Origin of the sequence: Streptomonospora litoralis, assembly GCF_004323735.1 — a bacterium.
Classification (GTDB): domain Bacteria; phylum Actinomycetota; class Actinomycetes; order Streptosporangiales; family Streptosporangiaceae; genus Streptomonospora; species Streptomonospora litoralis.
Genome location: NZ_CP036455.1, coordinates 2,203,778 through 2,227,810, shown reverse-complemented (window position 1 = coordinate 2,227,810; position 24,033 = coordinate 2,203,778). Strand labels below are relative to the sequence as shown.

Annotated in this window: 19 protein-coding genes; 14 read left to right on the top strand and 5 right to left on the bottom strand. The window is 72.8% G+C overall.

The window, feature by feature from the left end:
- Positions 1-175 precede the first annotated feature (175 nt).
- On the bottom strand, positions 176-382 hold the full coding sequence (locus EKD16_RS09625) for a hypothetical protein (RefSeq protein ID WP_131098069.1): 207 nt from the start codon (positions 380-382) through the stop codon (positions 176-178).
- A gap of 335 nt (positions 383-717) precedes the next feature.
- Here EKD16_RS09625 and EKD16_RS09620 point away from each other — a divergent pair, with 335 nt between their 5' ends.
- Entirely contained in the window at positions 718-1,755 is a 1,038-nt protein-coding gene (locus EKD16_RS09620; protein ID WP_131102294.1) for a bifunctional adenosylcobinamide kinase/adenosylcobinamide-phosphate guanylyltransferase, read from the top strand.
- Positions 1,756-1,878: 123 nt separating this feature from the next.
- On the opposite strand, the gene EKD16_RS09615 is transcribed toward EKD16_RS09620, so the two are convergent.
- Complete coding sequence (locus EKD16_RS09615) at positions 1,879-3,036, bottom strand: RNA-guided endonuclease InsQ/TnpB family protein (RefSeq protein ID WP_242677316.1); 1,158 nt, start codon at positions 3,034-3,036, stop codon at positions 1,879-1,881.
- 278 nt (positions 3,037-3,314) lie between these two features.
- Here EKD16_RS09615 and EKD16_RS09610 point away from each other — a divergent pair, with 278 nt between their 5' ends.
- The 8 genes from EKD16_RS09610 to EKD16_RS09575 all read left to right on the top strand — a co-directional run bounded on the left by EKD16_RS09610 (position 3,315) and on the right by EKD16_RS09575 (position 14,809).
- Positions 3,315-4,145 carry an adenosylcobinamide-GDP ribazoletransferase gene (locus EKD16_RS09610; RefSeq protein WP_242677315.1) on the top strand — a complete coding sequence of 277 codons (831 nt, stop codon included), beginning with the start codon at positions 3,315-3,317 and terminating at the stop codon, positions 4,143-4,145.
- A 1,968-nt stretch (positions 4,146-6,113) separates the two neighbouring features.
- The gene (locus EKD16_RS09605) at positions 6,114-7,628 is read left to right on the top strand and encodes a leucyl aminopeptidase (protein WP_131098068.1); all 1,515 of its coding nucleotides are present in this window, start codon (positions 6,114-6,116) and stop codon (positions 7,626-7,628) included.
- A 93-nt stretch (positions 7,629-7,721) separates the two neighbouring features.
- Complete coding sequence (gene lpdA, locus EKD16_RS09600) at positions 7,722-9,098, top strand: dihydrolipoyl dehydrogenase (protein WP_131098067.1); 1,377 nt, start codon at positions 7,722-7,724, stop codon at positions 9,096-9,098.
- 94 nt (positions 9,099-9,192) lie between these two features.
- Positions 9,193-10,686 carry a 2-oxoglutarate dehydrogenase, E2 component, dihydrolipoamide succinyltransferase gene (sucB, locus tag EKD16_RS09595; RefSeq protein WP_131102288.1) on the top strand — a complete coding sequence of 498 codons (1,494 nt, stop codon included), beginning with the start codon at positions 9,193-9,195 and terminating at the stop codon, positions 10,684-10,686.
- Positions 10,687-11,084: 398 nt separating this feature from the next.
- On the top strand, positions 11,085-12,011 hold the full coding sequence (locus tag EKD16_RS09590) for a TIGR01777 family oxidoreductase (protein ID WP_131098066.1): 927 nt from the start codon (positions 11,085-11,087) through the stop codon (positions 12,009-12,011).
- Positions 12,004-12,720 (top strand): lipoyl(octanoyl) transferase LipB, encoded by a 717-nt coding sequence (gene lipB, locus EKD16_RS09585; RefSeq protein WP_131098065.1) that lies wholly within the window; start codon positions 12,004-12,006, stop codon positions 12,718-12,720. The genes EKD16_RS09590 and lipB overlap by 8 nt, the downstream gene beginning before the upstream one ends.
- Positions 12,721-12,776: 56 nt before the next feature.
- Positions 12,777-13,718: a lipoyl synthase gene (gene lipA / locus EKD16_RS09580; RefSeq protein ID WP_131098064.1), complete on the top strand. Its 942-nt coding sequence runs from the start codon at positions 12,777-12,779 to the stop codon at positions 13,716-13,718.
- A 344-nt stretch (positions 13,719-14,062) separates the two neighbouring features.
- Positions 14,063-14,809: a DUF4191 domain-containing protein gene (locus tag EKD16_RS09575; RefSeq protein WP_131102286.1), complete on the top strand. Its 747-nt coding sequence runs from the start codon at positions 14,063-14,065 to the stop codon at positions 14,807-14,809.
- A gap of 72 nt (positions 14,810-14,881) precedes the next feature.
- Here the strand turns inward: EKD16_RS09575 and EKD16_RS09570 are convergent, their stop codons facing one another.
- Entirely contained in the window at positions 14,882-15,328 is a 447-nt protein-coding gene (locus tag EKD16_RS09570) for an RDD family protein (RefSeq protein WP_131098063.1), read from the bottom strand.
- A 302-nt stretch (positions 15,329-15,630) separates the two neighbouring features.
- On the opposite strand from EKD16_RS09570, the gene glnA reads away from it, so the two are divergent.
- Both glnA and EKD16_RS09560 read left to right on the top strand, forming a co-directional pair.
- On the top strand, positions 15,631-17,055 hold the full coding sequence (glnA, locus tag EKD16_RS09565; RefSeq protein ID WP_131098062.1) for a type I glutamate--ammonia ligase: 1,425 nt from the start codon (positions 15,631-15,633) through the stop codon (positions 17,053-17,055).
- A 244-nt stretch (positions 17,056-17,299) separates the two neighbouring features.
- Positions 17,300-17,635 carry a hypothetical protein gene (locus tag EKD16_RS09560; protein WP_131098061.1) on the top strand — a complete coding sequence of 112 codons (336 nt, stop codon included), beginning with the start codon at positions 17,300-17,302 and terminating at the stop codon, positions 17,633-17,635.
- A 129-nt stretch (positions 17,636-17,764) separates the two neighbouring features.
- Here the strand turns inward: EKD16_RS09560 and EKD16_RS09555 are convergent, their stop codons facing one another.
- Positions 17,765-20,779, bottom strand: coding sequence for a bifunctional [glutamine synthetase] adenylyltransferase/[glutamine synthetase]-adenylyl-L-tyrosine phosphorylase (locus EKD16_RS09555; protein WP_131102284.1), 3,015 nt, complete (start codon positions 20,777-20,779; stop codon positions 17,765-17,767).
- Positions 20,780-20,900: 121 nt separating this feature from the next.
- Here EKD16_RS09555 and EKD16_RS09550 point away from each other — a divergent pair, with 121 nt between their 5' ends.
- Positions 20,901-21,224 carry a DMT family transporter gene (locus EKD16_RS09550; protein WP_131098060.1) on the top strand — a complete coding sequence of 108 codons (324 nt, stop codon included), beginning with the start codon at positions 20,901-20,903 and terminating at the stop codon, positions 21,222-21,224.
- Positions 21,221-21,790 (top strand): TetR/AcrR family transcriptional regulator, encoded by a 570-nt coding sequence (locus EKD16_RS09545; RefSeq protein ID WP_131102282.1) that lies wholly within the window; start codon positions 21,221-21,223, stop codon positions 21,788-21,790. The genes EKD16_RS09550 and EKD16_RS09545 overlap by 4 nt, the downstream gene beginning before the upstream one ends.
- A gap of 718 nt (positions 21,791-22,508) precedes the next feature.
- Here the strand turns inward: EKD16_RS09545 and EKD16_RS09540 are convergent.
- Entirely contained in the window at positions 22,509-23,327 is an 819-nt protein-coding gene (locus EKD16_RS09540) for a DUF11 domain-containing protein (RefSeq protein ID WP_131098059.1), read from the bottom strand.
- Between the two features lie 328 nt (positions 23,328-23,655).
- Here EKD16_RS09540 and EKD16_RS09535 point away from each other — a divergent pair, with 328 nt between their 5' ends.
- Positions 23,656-23,904 (top strand): hypothetical protein, encoded by a 249-nt coding sequence (locus EKD16_RS09535; protein ID WP_131098058.1) that lies wholly within the window; start codon positions 23,656-23,658, stop codon positions 23,902-23,904.
- Positions 23,905-24,033: the final 129 nt, after the last annotated feature.

Sequence of the window (24,033 nt, the reverse complement as noted above, 5' to 3'; positions counted from 1 at the left end):
CCACCGCCCTTCCGGCGGTGCCGCATGCCCGGGCCGGATCCCCGCCGCTCGGCCGCAGGCCGTCGTCGAACGCTTCGCGCACAAGGTCCCGTCGACGACCACACGACCGCTGCCGCGGCTGCGGTGGTGACCGGCGGGGCTGCGGCGCAGACCGGGTCACCGCCTGCGCCCCGCCTCAGGCGGGGTCGTCCAGGCTCATCGTGTAGACGGGGTGCTCGTCCTCCAGCAGGGTGACCCGGGCGGCGCCGCCGTCGACCAGATCCCGCCAGGTCTCCCCCAGCCAGCTCTCGGCGTCGCCGCGCGAGGAGAACAGCTCGCGCGGAAGGGAACCGTCGTCCACGGGCTTGCCGTGCTCGGTCTCATACCGCCAACTCCAGGCCATGGGCCGCCCTTTCTCACGTCCGACTCGCTGCCGGCCCCGTCGCACGGCACCGGATCCGGATCTTCGAGCATAGGGTGTGCCCGCCGAGCGCACCCGTACCGGCGCACGCATCGGGCGGCCTCCCGGGCTCCCGACCACGGGGCGCCGGCACGTGCGTGCGCCGCGAGGCCCGGACGCGCCCGGGCCTCGCCGCATCCTCCCGTCCCCGATGCTGTTAACTGGCCAACGTGCGAATCCGACTCTCCGGCACTTCCGGCTCCGAAGGCTGGCCCGCACCGCAGTGCCGCTGCGCATCCTGCAACCGCGCGGCGGAGAACCGGCGGGTTCCCGTGCGCATCACCGTCGACGACGTCCTGACGCTGCGCGATCCCGGCACGGGGGCGGTCTCCGCTCCCCCGTCCGGGTACACGGTCGACGTGACCCCCTACGGCACACGCGTGGAGGGTCCCGGTGGGGAGCGCCTGCTGTTCGCCCGGCCCGATGCGCCCGCCGACCCGCCGGGGCCGCCGACCGCGGACTCCCCCGGCGACGCCGACGGCGGTCCGGGCCGAGGAGGCGGCACCTGGACCGCGGAGCCCGCCTCGGCCTCGACGGCACCCGCCCACCAGGTCGACGTCGCGATCGTGGACGTGGGCGAGTCCGCCGCCGTGATCGGTGCGCTGCGCCGGGCCGGTGTCGTATCGACCACCACCGCGGTCCTGGCGGTGGGAGGCGACCACCGCGTCCACTCCCCGGCCGAGTTCGACCGCCGCGCCCGGTTGTGGGGCGCGTCCTCGCCCTCCGACGGCCAGGAGCTGTGGTGTCCGCCGTCGGCCTGGCCGCCCGAGCGCGCGCACGGCCCCCACCGGGTCCTGATCACCGGGGGCGCGAGGTCGGGGAAGTCGGCCGAGGCCGAGCGGCGGCTGCTGGGCGAACCCGACGTCACCTACCTGGCCACCGGTCCGAGCCCGAGCGGCGACGAGTCCTGGGCGCGCCGCGTGGCCGACCACCGCGCGCGCCGCCCCTGGTGGTGGAAGACCGAGGAGACCCCTGATGCGGCGGCCGTGCTGCGCGGGTCGCAGGGCGCCCTGCTGTTCGACTGCGTGGGCACGTGGCTGGCCGCCGCCATGGAGCACTGCGGCCTGTGGGCGGAGAGCCCGCCGTCGGGCGCCGAGGAGGAGCTGTCGGCGCGGGTCGGCGAACTGGTCGACGCCTGGCGCCGCTGTCCCGCCTACGTCGTCGCGGTGACCAACGAGGTGGGCTCGGGGGTGGTGCCCGCGACGGTGAGCGGCGGCCTCTTCCGCGACTGGCTGGGCCGCGTGAACCAACTCCTCGCGGCAGAGTCCGAGGAGGTCGTGCTGGCCACGGCAGGGCGCGTGACGGAACTGCCGTGAGACGGCGGGCGCGCCCGTCGTGTCGGGTGGTCAACTTGACCCGGCCCTGATAGGCCCTGATAGGCGGGCTTGGAGGTAGCCGCCCGACCGGCTGCCGGGTGGGCTCCTCCGTCCAGACACCCCTTACGGGGCGGCAGGGACGCGTGACGCACGCCCCGCATTCCACGCGTCCTCGCCCCGGCGGGCGATGGCGCGGGAAGCGTTGCGGTCGGCGTGGGCAACGACCCCGCACGACCGGCACACGAACCGGGCCCGATCGAGGCGGTTCCTCGTGTCGATGTGGTGGCGTTCGGCGCATTCCCGGCTGGTGTAGGCCGGATCCACCGAGACCAGCGGCACACCGGCCCGCTTGGCCTTGTAGGCGATGAAGGCGGCGAGCCGGGCGAAGGCCCAGGAATGGATCGCGACCCGTTGGGGCCGGCAAAGCCGTACCCTCTGCCGGATCCCCGTCAGGTCTTCCAGGGCGATACCGGCCGAGGTGCGTTCAGCCTCGGTCACGATCTGCTTGGCGATGACGTGGTTGGTGTTCGCAACGTCGCGCCGCTCGCGCCGGTTGCGCTTCTTCAACCGGCGTTTCGCCGATGTCGTCTTCTTGGCCTGGAGTTTGGCCCGCAGGGCAGCCTGGCGCTTGCGGTGGCGGTTCAAGCCCCGCCCGGCCGCCCGGTAACCGGTGGAGGTGGTAGCGATGTTGGCGATGCCCAGGTCCACACCGATGAACCCCGCGGGTGCATACTGCTCGGCTTCGGGCACCTCGCAGGTGGCCATAAGGTAGAACACGCCGTCGCGTTCGACCAGGTCGGATTCGCCCCGGCGGTGCTCTACCAGCATTTCGAGCGCCTCTGAGGAGCAGGCGAAGCCCACGTTCTTCAACCGGCCCGCGGTGGTCCAGATACTGACGGTCCGCTGGTCGTACCGCCAGGACAGGCACCGGTCGTCGAAGGGGTGGGCGGCCTCGGGCCGGAAGGCGACCGGCGCGGACTCGGCGTTGCGGCGGCGCTTGCTGCCGGGTTTGCCGAGGTGGCCGGCCCGGATGGTGGCCGCCAGCGTGGTGTAGGCGTCGCGGACCTTCTTGATGGTGTGCTGGGCCGCCTGAGCGCCCAGTCCTTGAGCGCGCAGGTCGGCGTAGGTGTGCTTGCGCAGCTCGTACTCGCGCGGCACGCCGAGGTCGAAGGCCACCGCCGAGACCCGGTTGGCGGCCTCGTTGAGGGTGCGCAGGGTGGAGGCCGGCGCGGACGCCTGTGCGGCATCGGGCATGAGTTTGGCCTGCACGACGAGCTGCACAGCGGTGATCCTACGATCACCGCCGCCCCGATAGGGGCCGAACGCCGATATCCGCAGGCGTGCTCGTATTCGGGGCGGGGCCGTGATGAGAAGCGATTCCTCCCGGCTCTGAAGAGGCGGGGTTCCTCGCTAAAATCGGCTGAAAACCTGATCCCGCTCCGCCGGCCGTGGTCGGCCCCGAACATGGCCGCAGAGGCGGGATCAACGCGATGTCCACGGGCCGAGGGGGCATCGACGGTGGGAACGAAGCCCTTTGCCCGGGCACGGAAGGGAGCGCGATGGCCTCGGGTGGCGACTCCGGCTCGCCGGGGGCCGCACGGAGCGGGCCGCTGCACGACGGGCTGGACGGGCTGCGCATGGCGGCGGGCACACTGACCGCGGTGCCGGTGGCGGCCCCCCGCGTCGACCGGACCGTCGCGGGCTGGGCCATGGTGCTGGCGCCGCTGGTGGGCGCGGTGCTGGGGGCCGCCGCCGCAGCGGTGCTGGTGGCCGCCGCGCTGCTGGGGCTGCCCGGCTTCCTGGCGGCGGCACTGGCGGTGGGAACGCTTGCGCTGCTCACCCGCGGTCTGCACTTGGACGGGCTGGCCGACCTGGCCGACGGGCTGGGCAGCGGGAAACCGGCGGCGCAGGCGCTGGAGATCATGCGGCGCTCGGACATCGGGCCGTTCGGCGTGATCACTCTGGTGCTGACCCTGGTGATCCAGACGGCGGCACTGGGCGCGGTCGCCGACGCCTCCCTCGCCGCCGGTGCGGCGGCGCTGGTCACCGCGACCGCATCCGGACGGCTCGCCATCACCTGGGCGTGCACTCCGCGCGTCCCCTCGGCGCGCCCGGAGGGGCTGGGAGCGTTCGTGGCGGGCACGGTCCCCCATTGGGGGGCGGCCGTGGCCACCGCCGCGGTACTGCTGTTCGCCGCCGCGGCCGGGCTCGCCCACGGCGGCTGGTTCGCGCCGGCCTGCGCCGCAGCGGCCGCGGCGGGCCCTGCCGCGGCAGCACCCCTGCTGGCCCGCGCGGTGCACCGCACCGGCGGCATCACCGGCGACACCCTCGGCGCCCTATCCGAAACCGCGGCGACCACCGCACTGGTCGTCGCCGTCGCCGCCGTGTGACGAGCATCCCGCGCTCACAAGCGCGCCTCGCGCGCCCGAGGCGGACACCGGAATTGCGTCTCAAAATACGAGACACGACGGAGAGCCGCATCCACTCCCAACGGGTCGGGCGCTCTCCGGTCGCGCGGTCCGCGGGGACACGGCTCGGGCCAACTGGGCGGCCTTGTGGATCTGCCGGGTTACAGGCGGTCTGCACTGAAAAGCGGCGGCAACGGTGGCCGCGGGGCCAAGCCCGCGCCCAACGGTTCGGGTGCTCGCCGGTGGCGCGCCCGGCGAGAGTGGCGAGGAGGGCGCGGGGTGGCGCCTGCGGTCATCGGGTCGGATGCCCGCCGGTGGCGGCGGCCGGCGAGAGCGGCGAGGAGGGCGGTTGTCGGTTGTCGGCGCGGCCTCTGATGCGGGGCGGCCGGGCGCCATGCAGCCCGATGGCGGTCACGAGATGCACGTATGTGCGGCGGTATCGGCCTCGGTGTCGCCCTGAGGATGCCACCCTCGCACTGTCATTCCGCGATGCGGAACAGCGCGGGGTGTTTTGCCCACCAATGCCCGATTCCTCGGTGGGTCCGCCTCCGTGCTGCGGCGGCGGTGGCGCACGAAGCGCGCCGAATGGCGCGAAAATGCCCCCGGAGTCAACTTTTCGTGCGTCTCGTGGCCGCTGCGTCCGCCGGGGCCGCCCGCAAAACGGGCATAGGCCCCCAAAAGCCCACCCCATTGGGCGGTGGGGCAACCGGCGGCCGCGCCCGGGCGCCACGAGCGACGCGGCGTCGCCCCCCGGCCCCCGCTCCGGCGCGCCACCGGGGCGTGCGAGCATCCGCGACCGCGCCCGCCGCCTGTTCCGGCCGGCGCGGGCCCGGTCGGAACACGGCGAGACCCGGTCGGCGAACCGGCGCCGGTATGTCCGGTATGCCGGTTCACCCGGCGATGATCGTGAACTTATGGTCACGGCATGCGCTTCCCGGCGACCATAAGTCCACGATAGACGGGACAAGCCCCGCCGAGTCTGTCTGCAGGGACGGATTCGGCGCCGAATCTAACTGTGCAGACAGACTCGATGGGACCGGTGTCGCCCAGCGCAGGGTTTCGACCAAAGAGCGGTCGGAATCCGGTGAAACCGCGCATTAGATGCGCCGACCGGCCTGCGGCCGCCGAACTTCGCTCTCGTCGGCCGCCGCCACCGGCGGGCACCCGACCCGTCGACCGCGGGCCGGACCCGGCGCGGTCCTCGCTGCCCGTCGTTCCCCGTCAGGCCACCCGCCGCCCGGCCGACCAACAAGGCCGCCCAGCGGACCCGACCCGCCGCCCCGCCGACCGCCGTCACCGGCGGGCACCCGACCCGACGACCGCAGGCCCGGCCCACCGCCGCCCTCGGCGCCGCTTTTCGGTAAGGCCACCCGCCGCCCTCGGTGCCCGCCGTTCCCCGTCAGGCGACCGGCTACCCGGCAGACCACAATGCCGCCCAGCGGAACCGACCCACCCCGCTGGCCGCCGCCACCGGCGAGCACCCGAACCGGTAACCGCGGGCGCCACCCACCGCCACCCTCGCCGCATTTCCAGTGACGACCACCCGCCACCCGGCAGACCAACAAGGCCGCCCAGCAGACCCCAGCCGCCAGCCGACGGGTACCACATGTTGGCATCGTCACATTTATTCACACCCACGGCCGTTACCCTCCCCGATCGGGACCGCCTGACCTGGTGACTCGTCCGGCGGCACGGCCGCGGACACCCGCTGCAGCCTTGAGCGTCCCCGCACCCGAGCCGCTGGCGCCGCCGACCTGGGGTTGGCGGCTCGGCGGCGGCAGTGGCGAAGGGCGCGCGTTTCGTGAGCGGCGCAGCGTGTCGGGCTCCGCTGCGGGCGGAAGACCGTGACTGTCGCCGGACCGCGTCGAGGGACGCGGTTCTTTTCCGCATGCGCTGCCACGCCGCGGGCGACGTGCCCGGGGGCACGTCACAAGGGCTAGCATCGGGTGCGTGAGCACGTCGTTGTCAGTTATTACGGAATCCCCCGGTTCGCTCGACGTCGACGCGGTGGTGGTCGGCTACCATGCGGCGGACGACGGACCCCAGCCCGCGTCGGGCGCCGAGACCGTCGACGCCGCCTTCCCCGGCGGCCTGGCCAAGACGCTGTCGCTGCTGGGTGCGACCGGCGCCGCCGAGGAGGTGCACAGCGTCCCCACGCAGGGCGCGCTGAACGCACCCGTGGTCGTCGCGGTCGGCCTGGGCGCCCCGCCGGGCGCCGGTGCCGCCCCCGATCCCGACGCCGTCGCCCGCGCCGCCGGCGCGGCGCTGCGCTCGCGCGGCACCGCGCAGCACCGCATCGCGCTGGCACTGCCCGCCGAAACCCCCGAACTGGCCGAGGCCGCCGCCCTGGGTGCGCTGCTGGGCGACTACGCCTTCAACCGCTACCGCACCGACGAGGACGTCCGTTCTCCCGCCGCCGAACTGCTGGTGGCCGCCGGCGTCCCCGGAGCGCGGGAGGCCGTCGAGCGCGCCGGCACCATCGCCGGAGCCGTCTCCCTCACCCGCGATCTGGTGAACACCGCCCCCGCCGACCTCGTGCCCGAGGACCTGGCGAACATCGCCGCCGAGGTCGGACGCGGTGACGGCCTGAGCGTGCAGGTCCTCGACGAGCAGGAACTCTCCGACGGCGGCTACGGCGGGCTCATCGGCGTCGGCCAGGGCTCGGCGAACCCGCCCCGCCTGGTGCGCCTGGAGTACACCCATCCCGAGGCCCGCCGCACAATCGCGTTCGTGGGCAAGGGCATCACCTTCGACTCCGGTGGCCTTTCGCTGAAGCCGGCCGGGTCCATGGACTGGATGAAGTCCGACATGGGCGGCGCGGCCGCCGTACTGGGCGCCATGCGCGCCATCGCGCAGCTGGGCCCGGCCGTCAACGCCGTGGCCTACCTCGCCATCGCCGAGAACATGCCCGGCGGCAGCGCCCAGCGCCCCTCCGACGTGCTGACCATCTACGGCGGCAAGACCGTGGAGGTCCTCAACACCGACGCCGAGGGCCGCCTGGTCATGGCCGACGCGCTGGTGCGCGCCCAAGAGGACTCCCCCGACCTGATCGTGGACGTGGCCACGCTGACGGGTGCGCAGCTGGTCGCGCTGGGCACCCGGGTGTTCGCCGTAATGGCCAACGACGACGGCGTACGCGAGGACGTCCACGCCGCCGCGACCGCCGCCGGCGAGCAGAGCTGGCCCATGCCGCTTCCCGCAGAGCTGCGCCAGGGCCTGGACTCCACCGTCGCCGACATCGCCAACGTCCCGGGCGAGCGCTGGGGCGGCATGCTCAGCGCCGGCGTGTTCCTCAAGGAGTTCATCGATGAGGGCGTGCACTGGGCGCATCTGGACATCGCAGGCCCCTCGTTCAACCAGGGCCGGCCCTTCGGCTACACCCCGAAGGGCGGCACCGGTGCCGCCACCCGCACGCTGGTGCGGATCGCGGAGAACGCCGCGAACACCTCCGCACGCGAGAACTGAACAGCTGCCGCGGCCGGGCACCATCCGGCCCGGCCGCGCGGACGCGTCCGATCCAGACGAACATTCACATCCACATCAAGGAGTGTCCTTCCCGTGAGTGAGAACGGCGGCACCTTCGACCTGGTGATCCTGGGAGCCGGCAGCGGTGGCTACGCCGCCGCCATCCGCGCCTCCGAGCTGGGCATGAAGGTCGCCCTGATCGAGAAGAACAAGCTCGGGGGCACCTGCCTGCACGTCGGCTGCATCCCCACGAAGGCGCTGCTGCACTCGGCCGAGGTTGCCGACGCCGCGCGGGACTCGGAGACCTTCGGGGTCAAGGCCAGCTTCGACGGCATCGACATGGCGGGCGTCAACGCCTACAAGGACAAGGTCGTCAGCCGCATGTTCCGCGGGCTGACCGGCCTGATCAAGTCGCACGGCATCACCGTGGTCGAGGGCGAGGGCCGGCTCACCGGGCGCGACGAGGTCACCGTCGGCGACACCGTCTACAAGGGCACCAACATCCTGCTGGCGAGCGGTTCGGAGCCCAAGACCCTGGGCCTGGACATCGACGGCGAGAAGGTCATCACCAGCGAGCAGGCCCTGACCATGGAGCGGGTGCCCAAGTCGGTGGCGGTGCTGGGCGGCGGCGTCATCGGCGTCGAGTTCGCCAGCGTCTACCGCTCGTACGGCTCCGAGGTCACGATCATCGAGGCGCTGCCGCATCTGCTTCCGCTGGAGGACGAGTCCACCTCCAAGCAGCTGGAGCGGGCCTTCCGCAAGCGCGGCATCAAGTACGAGCTCGAAACCCCCTTCGAGAGCGTCAAGACCACCGACTCCGGCGTCAGCGTGACCCTGCAGGGCGGCAAGACGCTGGAGGCCGAGGTGCTGCTGGTGGCCATCGGCCGCGCCCCGGTCTCGGAGGGCCTGGGCTACGAGGACAACGGCATCCGCATGGAGCGCGGGTTCGTCGAGGTCGACGAGAACCTGCACACCGGTGTCGGCAACATCTACGCCGTCGGCGACCTCATCCCCACGCTGCAGCTCGCCCACGCCGGCTTCGCCGAGGGCATCTACGTCGCCGAGCAGCTCGCCGGGCTCAACCCGCCGGCCATCGACTACGACGGCGTCCCGCGCATCACCTACTCCGAGCCGGAGGTCGCCTCGGTGGGGCTGACCTCCGCCAAGGCCAAGGAGCGCGGCTACGAGATCGTCGAGCTCGACTACAACCTCGGCGGCAACGGCAAGAGCCAGATCCTGCAGACGCAGGGTTCGGTGAAGGTCATCGCGCAGAAGGACGGCCCCGTCCTGGGCGTGCACATGATCGGCTCGCGCGTGGGCGAGCTGACCGCCGAGGGCCAACTCATCTACAACTGGGAGGCGCTGCCCTCCGAAGTGGCCCAGCTCGTGCACCCGCACCCGACGCAGTCGGAGGCACTGGGCGAGGCGCACCTCGCACTGGCCGGAAAGCCGCTGCACGTCCACGAGTGAGGCGATGCGGGGCGGGCGGAAACAGCCCGCCCCGTTTTTCTTTCCCCGCGTCCGCACTTGTCGTTTAAGAGGAATCATGCCGACTTCCGTTTCAATGCCCGAGCTGGGCGAAAGCGTCACCGAGGGCACGGTCACCCAGTGGCTGAAGCAGGAGGGTGACACCGTCGAGGTCGACGAGCCCCTTCTGGAGGTCTCGACCGACAAGGTCGACACCGAGATCCCCTCCCCCGCGGCGGGGGTACTGAGCAAGATCCTCGTCTCCGAGGACGAGACCGTGGAGATCGGCGCGGAGATCGCGATCATCGGCGGGGAGGAGGAGGGCGCCGCCGAGTCCGGCCAGGGCGGCGCGGCGCAGCCTCCGGCCCCCACTCCCGAGGAGCCCGCCTCCGACCCGGCCGAGAGCACGGCGCCCCAGGCCGAGGAGCGCGCGCCGGAGCCGGAACCCGAACCCGAGCCGGAACCCGAGCCCGCACCGCAGCCCGCCGCCGAGACCGAGACACCGCGCGAGCAGCAGCCCCGGGCGCAGCAGCCCGCCCCGAAGCGGGAACCGCAGCAGGCCGAGCCCCGCCCCAGCCGCGAGGACGTCACCCCGCCGGTGGACGTCGAAACACTCAGCGGCTCCGGCCGCTCCGCGGGCACCGACGCCGTCACCGAGGCTTACGTGACGCCGCTCGTGCGCAAGCTCGCCGCCCAGGAGGGCGTCGACCTCGGCTCGGTGCAGGGCACCGGCGTCGGCGGGCGCATTCGCAAGCAGGACGTGCAGGACGCCGCCCGCAAGCGCCGCGAGGCCCCCGCCCCCGGCGGCGGCACGGCCGCTCCCGCTCCCGCCCGCACCAGCCGCTCCGTGGCCGCCGACACCAAGCTGCGCGGCACCACGGAGACCATGTCGCGCCTGCGCCAGACCATCGCCGACCAGATGGCCGAGTCGCTGCGGATCTCCGCCGAGGTGACCCAGGTCGTCGAGGTCGACGTCACCACCGTCGCCCGGCTGCGCGAGCGGGCCGCCGCGCAGTTCGAGGAGCGCGAGAGCGTGGAGCTGGGTTTCTTCCCCTTCTTCGCGCTGGCCACGGTCGAGGCGCTGAAGGCCCATCCCAAGCTCAACGCGGTCATCGACAGCAGCAGCTACGAGGTCACCTACCACAGCATCGAGAACCTGGGGATCTCGGTCGACACCGAGCCGGGCCTGCTCGTGCCCGTCGTCAAGGACGCCGGAGACCTCAACCTGGGCGGCCTGGCGCGCAAGATCGCCGACCTCAGCGAGCGGGCGCACACGGGCAGTCTGAGCCCCGACGAGCTCAGCGGCGGCACCTTCACCCTCGCCGACACCGGCGACGTCGGTGCCCTGTTCAACACCCCGATCATCAACCAGCCGCAGGTCGGCATCCTCAGCACCGGCGCCGTGGTGAAGCGCCCGGTCGTGGTCGACGACCCCGAGCTGGGCGAGGTGATCGCGGTCCGCTCCATGATGTACCTGGCGCTGACGCACGACCACCGGCTGATCGACAGCGCCGACGCGGCGCGGTTCCTGCAGGACGTGCGCGAGCGCATCGAGGAGGGTGCGTTCGAGGCCGAGGTGGGCCTGGCCTGAGCACCCGCGGGAGGCGGACGCGGCCCGGGCGGTTCGGGCGGCTTATGCGGACGGGGCGGTACCCGAGACCGGGTACCGCCCCGCTTTTACCCCACCATTCACCATCCCCCTGGTGATCCCCATCACCAAAGGTCTGCGTCGGCGGCGTCCGGACGTACGCCGCCTCGGAGGCGGGGACTCCGCGATTACGTTGAGTCCCTCGCTCCTGACACAACGGTATTGCCCACCGGGTACCCCGCGCAGCCGTTTGGCGGAAACCGGCCACCGAAGATTGCGCGGAACCGCCGGCGGCCGCGGCCGAGCCCGCGCCGGGACCCGCATGCCTGCGAGGACCCGGGGGCCGCGCCGCTGAGGCGGTCGGCGGGAGTGGCACGCGTCGAGCCGGGTAGCCCTGCACCATGCGAGTCGCGATCACCGGAGCCTCCGGACTCATCGGCGGCGCCCTGGCCCGCTCCCTCACCGCCGACGGCCACGAGGTGCAGCGCATGGTCCGGCGCCCCGCACACGACATGGCCGAGATCGAGTGGCGCCCCTCCAGCGGGTACGTGGACACCGGCCGCCTCGCCGGCGCCGACGCCGTCGTGCACCTGGCGGGCGCGCCGCTCGGCCCGGCGCGCTGGACACGCCGCTACAAGCGGCTGCTGCGGGACAGTCGCGTACAGGGCACCCGCACCCTGGCCGATGCGCTGGCCGGGATGGACGCGCCGCCCCCGCGTCTGGTGTCCGGCTCGGCGGTGGGGTTCTACGGCGACACCGGCGCCGCGCGCACCGGCGAGGACGGTCCCCGCGGGCGCGGCTTCCTGGCCGAACTGGTCGACGACTGGGAGGGGGCCGCCGCCCCGGCCGAGGAGGCCGGGATCGCGGTGGCGCATGCGCGCACCGGCGTCGTGCTGGCGCGCTCGGGCGGCCTGCTGGGCACGCTGCTGCCGCTGTTCCGGCTCGGGCTGGGAGCGCGGCTGGGCGACGGGCGCCAGTACGTCTCCCGGATCGCGTTGGAGGACGAGGTGCACGCGCTGCGGTTCCTGCTGGAGCGGCCCGGCATCACCGGCCCCGTGAACCTGGCCGCGCCGGAGCCGGTGACCAACGCCGACTACACCCGGGCGGTCGCGCGGGCGGTGCGCCGACCCGCGGTGCTGGCGGTTCCCGGCTTCGCCATGCGCGCGGCGCTGGGCGGCTTCGCCGACGAGGCCGCGCTCGTCAGCCAGCGGGTGGTGCCCGAACGCCTCCTCACCGAGGGTTATTCCTTCCGGCGACCGGAGCTTTCCGGTGCCCTATCCGACATCGCCCGAGTTCCGGCCGGGGCATATGGTGGGATGTATGAGTGAGCTCGTCTTCGCCCGCCTCGGTGAGGCCCCGGTCCCCTACCAACAGGGCTGGGACCTGCAGAAGCGGGTGCACGCCGACCGGGTCGGGGACCGCATCCCTGACACCGTGCTGGTGCTGGAGCACGAGCCCGTCTACACGGCGGGCAAGCGCACGGGGCCGTGGGACCGCCCGCTGACCGACCCCGGCGCGCCCGTCGTCGACATCGACCGCGGAGGCAAGCTCACCTGGCACGGCCCCGGCCAGCTCACGGTGTACCCGATCGTGCGGCTGCGCGACCCGATCGACGTCGTGGCCTACGTGCGGATGCTGGAAGAGGCCGTCATCCGCACCCTCGCCGAGTTCGGCCTGGAGGGCATGCGTGTCGAGAGCCGCACCGGCGTCTGGCTGGCGGCCGATCCCGACCGCGGACTGCAGGAACGCAAGATCGCCGCGATCGGCTGCCGTATCGCACGCGGAGTGGGCATGCACGGCTTCGCGCTCAACTGCGCCAACGACCTGGCGTGGTTCGACAGGATCGTGCCCTGCGGCATCACCGACGCCGGAGTCACCACGCTCTCGGCCGAACTGGGCCGCGACGTCGCCGTCGCCGAGGCCGTCCCCGTCGTCGAGCGCCACCTGGCCGCGGTGCTGGGAGCCACCGGCTACCGCTGCCGAGAGCGCGTCCCCGAGCCCGAGCCGACCCGCGAGCCCGAGCCGGCCGGCGCCTAGGACGTGCCGTATCACGACATCCCCACGAGGGACGCAGGAAAGGAAGGGTCAAAGAGTTGACCGTCGCTCCTGAGGGCCGCAAGCTGCTGCGGATCGAGGCCCGCAACAGCGAGACGCCCATCGAGAAGAAGCCGCCTTGGATCAAGATCAAGGCGAAGATGGGGCCGGAGTACTCCGAGCTGCACTCGCTGGTCAAACGCGAAGGTCTGCACACGGTCTGCCAAGAGGCCGGCTGCCCCAACATCTACGAGTGCTGGGAGGACCGCGAGGCCACCTTCCTCATCGGCGGCGACCAGTGCACGCGCCGGTGCGACTTCTGCCAGATCGCCACGGGCAAGCCCAGCCCGCTGGACCGCATGGAGCCCACCAAGGTGGCCGAGTCGGTGCGCAAGATGGAGCTGCGCTACGCGACGGTCACCGGTGTGGCGCGCGACGACCTCGACGACGGCGGCGCGTGGCTCTACGCCGAGACGGTCCGCAAGATCCACGAGCTCAACCCCGGCACCGGCGTCGAGGTGCTGATCCCCGACTTCAACGCCGAGCCCGCCCAGCTCGCCGAGGTGTTCGGGTCGCGTCCCGAGGTGCTCGCGCACAACATCGAGACCGTGCCGCGGATCTTCAAGCGGATCCGCCCCGGGTTCCGCTACGAGCGCTCGCTTGAGGTCATCACCAAGGCGCGCGCCGACGGGCTGGTCACCAAGTCCAACCTGATCCTGGGCATGGGCGAGGACCGCGCCGAGATCAGCGAGGCGATGCGCGACCTGCACGAGGCCGGGTGCGACCTGCTGACGATCACCCAGTACCTGCGGCCCTCCAAGCTGCACCACCCCATCGAGCGGTGGGTCAAGCCCGAGGAGTTCGTCGAGCTGTCCGAGGAGGCCGAGGAGATCGGGTTCGCGGGCGTCATGTCGGGCCCGCTGGTGCGCTCCTCCTACCGCGCCGGCCGCCTCTACCAGCAGGCCGCCGAGAAGCGCGAGCGGATCGCCGCGGGCGGCTGAGCGCCGCTGAGCGCCGGGCACGCACCCGCGGCGGCGTGCCCGGCGGGAACCTTCGGGAACCCGCCGGACAACGACCTTCGCGGACAACGTAACCAACATGAGACGGCGGGCCGCGGGCCGCTGCCTCCTGTCCGCTCGGGCGGGACCCATATCCTGGGAGGTACGGGCGGGGCGCACCCGCCGGCATCCACCAGGCCGGCGAATGCCCCGCACCGAGACGAGCGACGGCGCGCGCCCGATGCCGAGGGCACGGGCCGGATCAGCAGGGTTCGACCGATAGGAGGACGGGCAGCACGAGGGGGTTTCCCGTCGGTGCACGCCGGTGCACCCTGCCCGGAAACATGATGGCGAAGAAGCCCAAGGACACCAAGGCAACCGCGAGCCCGGCGCCCGGCGCCTCGGGCGACAGCGCTCAGCAGAAGCCCGGCAGGCTCAAGCAGTTCGGCATGGTCGTCCGGGTGGTCCATCGGCAGAGCCCCCGGACCATCCCCATCGCGGTCGGCATCTTCCTGGCCGTGGCCGCGCTGGCCGTGGTCGGCGGCATCCTGGTCGGCGGATGGTTGTACTGGGGGCCGCTGGGGTTCGCGGTGGCGTTTCTGGCCGGGTTCTTCTACTTCACGCGCGCCACCCAGCGCATCCAGTACCAGATGCTCGACGGCCAGCTCGGCGCCGCGATGGCCGTACTGGACAACATGCGCGGCGACTGGACCACCGAGCCGGGCGTCAGCGCCAACCGGCAGATGGACGTCGTGCACCGGGCGGTGGGCCGGCCCGGCGTGGTGCTGGTCGGCGAGGGCGAGCCGGCGCGGCTGAAGGGGCTGATCGCCGCCGAGAAGAAGAAGGTGGCGCGCGTCGCCTACAACACGCCGATCTACGACCTCCAGGTCGGCAACGGCGAGTCCCAGGTACCCATCGCCAACCTGCAGCGGCAGATGATCAAGCTCCCCCGCAACCTGGACAAGGGCGAGGTCGCCGAGCTGCGCTACCGGCTCAAGGCGCTGCCCGCGGCGATGCAGATGCCCAAGGGGCCCATGCCCAAGGGCGCGCGGATGCCCAAGGGACCCAAGGCGCCGGGCGGCGGCGGACGCTGAGGTCCGACGCGGGCGGGCTGCCCGGCCGGCTCGTGCCGCGTCTTCGGCGGAGGCGGCTGCGCCCGGCGCGGATCACATTCGGCGGGTGACGGTTCCCGCGGCGCGGTCGTGCAGGCCCCGGTGGTCGCGGTCGTAGACCACCGCGGGAATCACCAGGCACAGCAGCACCGTGCGGACCACCATCGCCACCGGCCAGGGCAGCGGCCGGTCCCCGGCGGAGGCGACCTCGACGCCGACGATGCGCTTGCCCAGGGTCGTACCGAACACAGCCAGCATCACCGCGCTGTAGGCGGCGAACAGCAGCAGTGCCGCGCTGGAGGTGGAGCTGGTGGCGGCGGGATCGCCGCCGGGACCTCCGGTCAGCGCCGAAGCGACCAGAACGCACAGCAGCCAGTCCAGGACGAGGCCCGCCAGCCGCCTGCCGATGCCCGGTACCGACCCGCGACCGTGCTCGGGCATCCCGAGTCGGTTGCCCCGGTGGCGGAACTGCTCCTGCTCGGCTCCTTCGGTGTCGGCCATGGTGACAACGGTATCGGCAGGCCGGCACGATTCCGGTCATGCCGACGGCGCAGCACACACTGTCCGCACGCTGCCCGCACTGCTACGGCGTGTCCGGTTTCGGGCTGTTACCGCCGCTCAGGCACGATGGGCAGGGAAAACGCCGGGCTCCGTAACGCGCAGGAAACATTGGAGACATGGACCGGAAATCGCCTGGTCCTAGCGTCGTCGACGTAGCCGGGAGGTTGCGAGGACGGCGCACGCCACCGCGACGATGCGGGGCGCCGCCCGCGCGGCCTCTTTCACCTGCACGGAGGTAACTCTTGTTCAGCAGCGCCGAAGAACTTCTGGCCTTCACCCGGAACGAGGACATCAAGTTCCTCGACGTCCGATTCACGGACCTGTTCGGGGCCACGCACCACTTCACCCTCCCCATCGAGCACGTCGATGAGGGAATCTTCGACGAGGGCCTGATGTTCGACGGTTCGTCGATCCGTGGATTCCAGGCCATCCACGAGTCCGACATGCTGCTCCTGCCGGACGTGACCAGCGCGGTGGTGGACAGCTTCCGCGAGCACGCCACGCTCAACGTCACGTTCTTCGTGCACGACCCGTTCACGCGCGAGTCCTACAGCCGCGACCCCCGCAACGTCGCCCGCAAGGCCGAGGCGTTCCTGAAGAGCACCGGCATCGCCGACACCGTGTTCGTCGGCCCCGAGGCCGAGTTCTACATCTTCGACGACGTGCGCTTCCAGACGCAGGAGAACGCGAGCTTCTACTACATCGACTCCATCGAGGGCGCCTGGAACACCGGCACCCAGAACGGCCAGTCCAACCTGGGCTACCGGCCGCGCTACAAGGGCGGCTACTTCCCGGTCGAGCCGGTCGACCACTACAGCGACCTGCGCTCGACCATGGTGCGCAACCTGATCGATGCCGGGCTGGATGTCGAGATCCAGCACCACGAGGTCGGCACCGCCGGCCAGGCCGAGATCAACTTCAAGTTCGGCGAACTCCTCAAGACCGCCGACAACATCCAGCTCTACAAGTACATCGTGAAGAACACGGCCTATGCCCAGGACAAGTCGGTCACCTTCATGCCCAAGCCGGTATTCGGCGACAACGGCTCGGGCATGCACTGCCACATGAGCCTGTTCAAGGACGGCGCCCCGCTGTTCTTCGACGAGTCGGGCTACGCCCAGCTCTCCGACACGGCGCGCTACTACATCGGCGGCCTGCTCAAGCACGCGTCGGCGCTGCTGGCCTTCACCAACCCGACGATCAACTCCTACCACCGCCTCGTGCCCGGCTACGAGGCGCCGATCAACCTGGTGTACTCGCAGCGCAACCGCTCGGCCTGCATCCGCATCCCGCTGACCGGGTCCAGCCCCAAGGCCAAGCGCGTGGAGTTCCGGGTGCCCGACCCCTCGGCGAACCCCTACCTCGCCTTCTCGGCGATGCTCATGGCCGGGATCGACGGCATCAAGAACAAGATCGAGCCGCCGGAGCCGGTCGACAAGGACCTCTACGAGCTGCCCCCGGCCGAGGCCGACGCCATCGAGAAGGTCCCCGCGTCGCTGGACGCCGCCCTGGACGCCCTGGAGGCCGACCACGAGTTCCTGGTCGAGGGCGGTGTGTTCACCGAGGACCTGATCGAGACCTACATCGACTACAAGCGCACCGAGGAGATCGACTCCCTGCGCCTGCGCCCGCACCCGCGCGAGTTCGAGCTTTACTACGACATTTGATGCCGCTGCAGGTCAGGCCGCTCGGGCGCTGAACTGGGCCGTGCATGGGCCGTCGTCCGCACCCGGTCACGGGGCGGTCGGCGGCCTTCGCCGTGCGGCCGCTCGACCCGATCCGGCCAGGGCGCGGGCGGCCCGAAAGAGGTACCGGACCGGTCCGAGCCGATTATCCGACCCTGCAGAATCGTGATGCCGGCGTGGCCGGTGCACCGCAATGATGTACTACAGGCTGTAGTACCGTCGGGGCATGGACTTCATCAACTCCGTGCTCGTCTTCCTCCACCTGCTGGGCATGGCGGGCATCATCGCGGGCTTCCTGATCCAGGTGATCGCCGGGCACCGGGCCGGGCCCAAGAGCATCCTGCACAGCTCACTGCTGCAGCTGGTGACCGGGCTGCTGCTGACCGGGCTCGCCGAGATGGGTGAGGACCCCGTCAACCACATGAAGATCGGCATCAAGCTGGTCGTCGCGGTGGCGGTCGTGGTCGTGGCGATCCTGGACGTCCGCAAGCCGAACACCCGCCTGGGCATCGCCGCCGGCGCCCTCGCGGTCGTGAACGTGGGCGTGGCCGTCTTCGTTTAGCTCCCCCCCGACCCCGCGGACCCCGCGGACCACCGCCGGGCCCGGTGCCGAAGCGGCGCCGCCGCGGCCCGGCGGCGTCCGCTCCCCTTTCGTCCCCCGTCCCCGGCCGCCGTAGCGCTCCCCCGCGGCTCAGTCGTCGTAGAACACGCGTTCCATCACCGTGCGCGCCCGCCGGGTGGCCTGCCGGTAGTCCTGGATCAGGCGGCCCACCGCGCCCTCTTCCTCGTCGTCGTCGCGGTAGCCCAGCGCTCCGGCCAGGATCGCCTGGTCGCGCAGCGACTTGGGCACGGAGTCGGCGGGCTTGCCGCGCACCAGCATGATCGCGCCGCGCACGCGGGCCGCCAGGCGCCAGGCGGCCTCCAGGGTCGCGCCGTCCTCGGCGTCGAGCAGGCCACGGGAGACCGCGGTCTGCAGCACGCTGAGGGTGCCGGTGGTCCGCAGCTCGGGGATCTCGTGGGCGTGCCGCAGCTGAAGCAGCTGGGCCACCCATTCGACGTCGGAGAGCCCGCCCCGGCCCAGCTTGGTGTGCAGGGTGGGATCTGCTCCCCGCGGCAGCCGCTCGGCCTCCATCCGCGCCTTCAGCCGGCGGATCTCCCGCAACGCCTTGTCGTGCACACCCCCCTCTGGGTAGCGCAGCGGGTCGATGATCTCGGTGAAGCGCGCGCCCACCTCCATGTCGCCGGCTATCGGGCAGGCGCGCAGCAGGGCCTGGCTCTCCCAGGGCGAGGACCAGCGCCGGTAGTAGGCGGCGTAGGAGTCCAGTGTGCGCACCATGGCGCCGCTCCTGCCCTCGGGGCGCAGGTCTGCGTCGAGGTGCAGGGGCGGATCCACCGCCGGCATCTCCAGCAGCCGCCGCAGCTCGCGCACGAGTGCGTCGGCGGTCTCCGTGGCCGCCACCGCGTCCGCGCCGGGGACCGGCTCATGGACGAAGACGACGTCGGCGTCGCTGGCGTAGGTCAGCTCGCGGCCGCCGAAGCGGCCCATCGCCACCACGCACAGCCGCGTCTGCAGCTCCTCGCCGCGCTGCCGGGCCACCTGGGCGCGTGCGGCGCGCAGCGCGGCCTCGATCGTCACCGCCGAGATCGTCGTCAGCGCGTCGCCGACCTCGTCGACCGGGGAGACCTCCAGCAGGTCGGCCAGCGCTGTGCGCAGCAGTTCGCGGCGGCGCAGCGCGCGCACCGCGGCAACGGCGTTCTCCGCGGAATCGTGGCGGCGCAGCGCCGAGTCGGCCTCTGCGGTGAGCGCCCGGGGCGAGCGCGGCGCCAGGTCGGCGTCGTCGGAGAGCACACCCACCGCCTCCGGCGCGCGCAGCAGCAACTCGGTCACGTACCGGCTCGTGCCCAGCAGCCAGGCCATGCGCTCGGCCACCCGCACGTCGTCGCGCAGCAGGCGCAGGTACCACGGGGTGCTCCCCAGCGCCTCACTGACCTGGCGGAACGCCAGCAGTCCGGCGTCGGGATCGGGGGCGTCGGCGAACCAGCCCAGCATCACCGGGAGCAGGGTGCGCTGTATCGACGCCCGCCGCGACACCCCCGAGGTCAGCGCCTCCAAATGGCGCAGCGCACCGGCGGGGTCGGTGAAGCCCAGCGCGCTCAGGCGGTCGCCGGCCTGCTCCAGGGTCAGCCGCGCCTCGCCCTCGGGCAGCCGCGCCACAGCGTGCAGCAGCGGCCGGTAGAAGAGCTTCTCGTGCAGCCTGCGGACGTCGCCGGCGACCCGGCGCCAGGCCGCCGTGAAGTCGGTCACGGGATTGGCGGTGTACCCGAGCGCCCGGCCCAGGCGGCGCAGCTGCTCGGCGCCGTCGGGGCTGTCGGGGTCGGGCAGCAGATGGGTGCGGCGCAGTCTGCTCAGCTGGAGCAGGTGCTCCACGCGGCGCAGGAACCGGTAGGCCTCGGAGAGCCCGGAGGCGTCGTCGCGCCCCACGTAGCCTTTCGCCGACAACGCCTCCAGGGCGGCGAGTGTGTTGCCCGAGCGCAGAGCGGGGTCGCTGCGGCCGTGGACGAGTTGGAGCAGCTGCACGGAGAACTCGATGTCGCGCAGCCCGCCGCGGCTGAGCTTGATCTCGCGCTCGGATTCGGCGGCCGGGATGTGGGCCACCACGCGGCGGCGCATCGACTGCACGTCGTCGACGAAGTTGTCGCGGCCCGAGGCGCGCCAGACCATCGGCTCGATCTGTTCGGCGTAGGCCGCGCCGAGCTCGGCGTCGCCGGCGATGGGGCGCGCCTTGAGCAGCGCCTGGAACTCCCACGTCTTTGCCCAGCGCCGGTAGTAGGCCACGTGCCCCGACAGGGGGCGGACCAGTGGCCCGTTCTTGCCTTCGGGGCGCAGCGCGGCGTCGACCTGCCACAGGGTGCCCTCGCGGTCGGTCTCACCGGGGATGCGCATCATCGCCGCCGCCAGGCGGGCGGCGGCGCGCATGGCCTGGTCGTCCTCGACGCCGTCGGCGGGTTCGGCGACGAAGACGACGTCGACGTCGCTGACGTAGTTCAGCTCCCGGCCGCCGCACTTGCCCATGCCGATCACCGCCAGACGGCACAGGGCCGCCTGATCCGGCTCCTCCGCGCGGGCGACGGCAAGGGCCGCCTCCAGCACGGCGGCGGCCAGGTCGGCCAGCTCGGCGCCCACGGACTCCAGGTCGGCGGAGCCGGTCAGGTCGCGACCGGCCAACCGCAGCACCCGCCGGTGGTAGGCGACCCGCAAGGCGTGGGCGGGGCCGTCGGGGTCGTCGACCTTCTCCGCCGCGACGGGGGCGGTGTTCGCGTTGGGGTCGGCGCCGACGGTGTGCAGCATGCCCGCCCGCAGCTCGGCGGGGCCCGGTGCGCGTGCGGCGTCGACGCCGCGCAGCTCGCGCCAGTCCCCCGGGTGGCGTACCAGGTGGTCGGTCAGCGCGGTGCTGGCCCCGAGGATCTTGACCAGGCGGGCCCGCAGATCGGGGTCGGCGCAGAGCGCCTCCAGCAGCTCCTCGGGGTCGGCGCAGCACTCCAGCTGCCGGGCGAGGCCCAGCAGCGCCTGGTCGGGGTCGGGGGCGGCGCCGAGTTCGTCGACGACGGCTCGGTGGCGGCCGGGGTCCAGCCCGCTCTCGGCCATCAGCCGCACCGCCCGCGTACCGTCCCCGAATCCGCGCCGCGCCAGGGCGCCCGCCGTCATGGTGAAAGTCTCCCGCGTCCCCACGCTGATCACGGTAGCCGCCGTCGCGAACCCCCGGTAGAGTGAAGTAGTTGAACTGACGTTCAACTTCCTGTTCGGCCTCGGGAAAGGAAGACCGCCCATGGCGTGGCTGCTGCTGGTCGGTGCGATCGCCGCCGAAGTGACCGGGACGATCGCCCTGCGCTTCTCCGACGGCTTCACCCGCGCGCTGCCCACGGTGGTGGCCCTGGCGGGCTACGCCGTCGCTTTCTGGCTGCTGGCCCAAGTACTCAGCCGCGGCATGAACATCGGCGTGGCCTACGGCGTCTGGGCGGCCCTGGGCGTGTCCCTCGTGGCGGTCATCGGCGCCGTGTTCCTCGGCGACAGCCTCACCTGGATACAGGCGGGAGGCATCGCCCTGGTCATCGCGGGGGTGCTCGCCCTGGAACTGGGGGCAGCGCACTGAACCCCCGCACAAGCGCCGACGGCCGCCGGGCCCGCGGCGAGCGCCGCCGGGCCGAGCTGATCTCGGCGACCCTGCGCGTGGTCGAAGCGGAGGGCGTGGCCGGTGTCACCCACCGCGCGGTCGCGCGCGAGGCCGGCGTACCCGCGAGCTCGGCGGTCTACCACTTCGCGACGCTCGACGACCTGCTGGTCGCCGCCCTGACCTCGGTGACCGACACCTACGTCGAGCAGCTGAACGCCCTGGCCGAGGGCGGCTCCGACGTCGCCGCCGCTCTGGCCGCCGTCGTCGCCGACGGCAGCGGCGCCGACCGGTGCCGCGTGCTGGCCGAGTACGAACTCACCCTCCTGGCCGTGCGCCGTCCCGCCCTGCGCCCCGTGGTGCGCCGCTACCTCGCCGCCCTCACCGAAACCGCCGCCCGCTGCACCTCGGACCCCACCGCCGTGCGCGCGGCCGTCGCCGCCGTCGACGGCCTGTTCCTGCAGGGCCTGCTGGACGAACGCGGCGTCTCCACGCAGGAGATCCGCGACGTGCTGAACCACATCCTGGGCTGCGGCGCCGACGGGTAGTACTTCGCCACGTTCCTGCGTTCCTCCTGCCGAACGAGTGGGCGGGGGCGTCGGCTGCGGCGGCGGGGGGGCGGTCTGCTGTGCGGCCTTGCTGGCCTGCCGGGAAGCGGGTGACCTGGAGGAAAAAGCGGCGCCGAGGACGCCGGATGGCTGGGCCCGCGCGCCGCTTGGCCCATCTATCGTGAACTTATGGCCACTGGTAAGCGCATTCCGCGGCCATAAGATCACGATCATCGCCGGATGAACCGGCATACCGGACATACCGGCACCGGCTCGCCGGCTGGGTACCGCCGTGTTCCGACCAGGCCCGCACCGGCCGGGGGCTGCACGGCGCGGCGCGGTCGCGGGCGCCCGCACGGCCCGGCCCACCGCCGTCCTCGCCGCCCCCGTCGGGCGGGCCACCGGCGAGCACCCGAACCGATGGGCGCGGGCCCAGCCATCCGGCACCCTCGCCGCCGCTGTTTCCTCCAGGTCACCCGCCACCCGGCAGACCAACAAGGCCGCCCAGCAGACCGAGGCCGCCCCCGCCGGACGGGCCACCGGCGAGCACCCGACCCGACAACCGCGGGCCCAGCCATCCGGCACCCTCGCCGCCGCTGTTTCCTCCAGGTCACCCGCCACCCGGCAGACCAACAAGGCCGCCCAGCAGATCGAAGCCGCCCCCGCCGACCACCACCGCCACCGGCGGGCCCCGCGTGCCGACGGTCGCGCGCCGGAATCAGCGGGAGTCGGCGTCGCCGGCGGCGCGGCCGGGCGCGGGTCCGGCGCCGAAGCGGAGACGCAGGCGGTTCCACACGACGAAGACCGCCGCGCCCGTCGTGAGGACGAGCAGGGTCGCGGTGACGATGCTCGCCACGGTGAGCACGCGCTGCGGCACCGAGACCGCCGACGCGCTGTCGCCTGCGGCGGGCTCGACGCGGTTGGCGTCGGTCGCGCACGCCACGGGTGGGGCGCCCGCCTCGGTCTGGGCGCAGACGGTGGTGGCGACCCGCCACAGCTTCTGGCCCGGCTCGCCGATCCGGACGCGGGCGGTGCGCTCGGCTTCGGCGCCGGCCTCGACCGGAACGCGCCAGGTGGCGACGCCGCCCGTGGCCATCCCGTCGCCCTCGACGTCGACGAACCGCGCCTTCGCCGAAACGCGCTGTGACACGATGGCCTCCTGCGCTTCGTCGCTCTCGTTGCGCAGCGTAAGCGTGTAGGTCGCTTCGTCCCCGGCGGCGATCGTGTCGCGGTCGTCGCTCACCTGTACGGACAGGGTGGCGCCCTCGACCGTTCCGGCGTTCTCGCCGCCGTCGGCGGCGACGGGCGCGAGCGCGGCGGTGACGGAAGGCCCCAGGCCCGGCGCGAACGCGGCGGAGGCCGGGACGTGCGGGCGGCCCGGCATGGGCACCGCCTCCCCGCCCCGTCCCGCTGCGGCGGCGTCGCCCTTTTCCGCAGCGGCCCACGCCGGGGCGCCGGCACCGGCCAGCACCACGACGGCGGCCGTGGTCAGTCCCGCCGCGCAGCGGCGCCCTGAGTTCTCGATCCCGTCGGCCACGTCAACCAACTCCCGATCGCTCTCGGCACTCTCCGTAACGAGCGGCCACAACCACGACAACTACTCGCGTGCATCCGGAAACGGAAAACGACACGCCTACGGAGAGTGATACCGCTCTCCCCGCTCGCCCGGTCGCCGCCCCGCCGGAGCACCCGTCTTAGCCGCCGCCACCGGCGCCTGCGTGCGAGAACGGCGGGTAAGGCCCGCGGATAAGGCATTCACCCGATGTGCACGCATCCGTCTTACCGGAAGTGTGGTGATCACCGGGGCCGAGGCCCGCAACCGGCGGACCGGCGGCCCGTTCCACTTCCCTTCGAAGGAGCCCCTCATGCACCCGGACTTCCTGCAGGCGGCCGCCGAGAACCGCATCGCGCGCTACCGGCAGCAGGCGCGCGAGAGCGCGCTGCGCCGCACGGTGCGCGCTGCTCGGGCGCTGCGGCGGCGCGGTGGGGTCCCCGGTCCCGCCTCGGTGCGGGCGGCGCACGAGGTGGGGCCGGCCGCACCGCGGCGGCAGGACGCGGCCGGCGCGGCCCTCGCCGAGTCCGCCGAAGGCGACCGGGTCCCGGCCCGATGCTGATCGCGGTCCGGGTCCTACCGCCCGCGGCCGCTCCGTCCGGATCCGGCCGGGTCGGCCGCGGGCGTCGCGCGGCTCTCCCGTCGCCCGCTCCCTCTTCCTTCTTCGCGGGTCCCTCCGGATCCGGGGACC

Bases quoted from the DNA above. Each gene is read 5' to 3' on its own strand.
- EKD16_RS09625 (WP_131098069.1), bottom strand. From the start codon at position 382: ATGGCCTGGAGTTGGCGGTATGAGACCGAGCACGGCAAGCCCGTGGAC.
- EKD16_RS09610 (WP_242677315.1), top strand. From the start codon at position 3,315: ATGGCCTCGGGTGGCGACTCCGGCTCGCCGGGGGCCGCACGGAGCGGG.
- sucB (WP_131102288.1), top strand. From the start codon at position 9,193: ATGCCCGAGCTGGGCGAAAGCGTCACCGAGGGCACGGTCACCCAGTGG.
- EKD16_RS09590 (WP_131098066.1), top strand. From the start codon at position 11,085: ATGCGAGTCGCGATCACCGGAGCCTCCGGACTCATCGGCGGCGCCCTG.
- lipB (WP_131098065.1), top strand. From the start codon at position 12,004: ATGAGTGAGCTCGTCTTCGCCCGCCTCGGTGAGGCCCCGGTCCCCTAC.
- EKD16_RS09575 (WP_131102286.1), top strand. From the start codon at position 14,063: ATGGCGAAGAAGCCCAAGGACACCAAGGCAACCGCGAGCCCGGCGCCC.
- EKD16_RS09570 (WP_131098063.1), bottom strand. From the start codon at position 15,328: ATGGCCGACACCGAAGGAGCCGAGCAGGAGCAGTTCCGCCACCGGGGC.
- EKD16_RS09560 (WP_131098061.1), top strand. From the start codon at position 17,300: ATGGACTTCATCAACTCCGTGCTCGTCTTCCTCCACCTGCTGGGCATG.
- EKD16_RS09555 (WP_131102284.1), bottom strand. From the start codon at position 20,779: ATGACGGCGGGCGCCCTGGCGCGGCGCGGATTCGGGGACGGTACGCGG.
- EKD16_RS09550 (WP_131098060.1), top strand. From the start codon at position 20,901: ATGGCGTGGCTGCTGCTGGTCGGTGCGATCGCCGCCGAAGTGACCGGG.
- EKD16_RS09535 (WP_131098058.1), top strand. From the start codon at position 23,656: ATGCACCCGGACTTCCTGCAGGCGGCCGCCGAGAACCGCATCGCGCGC.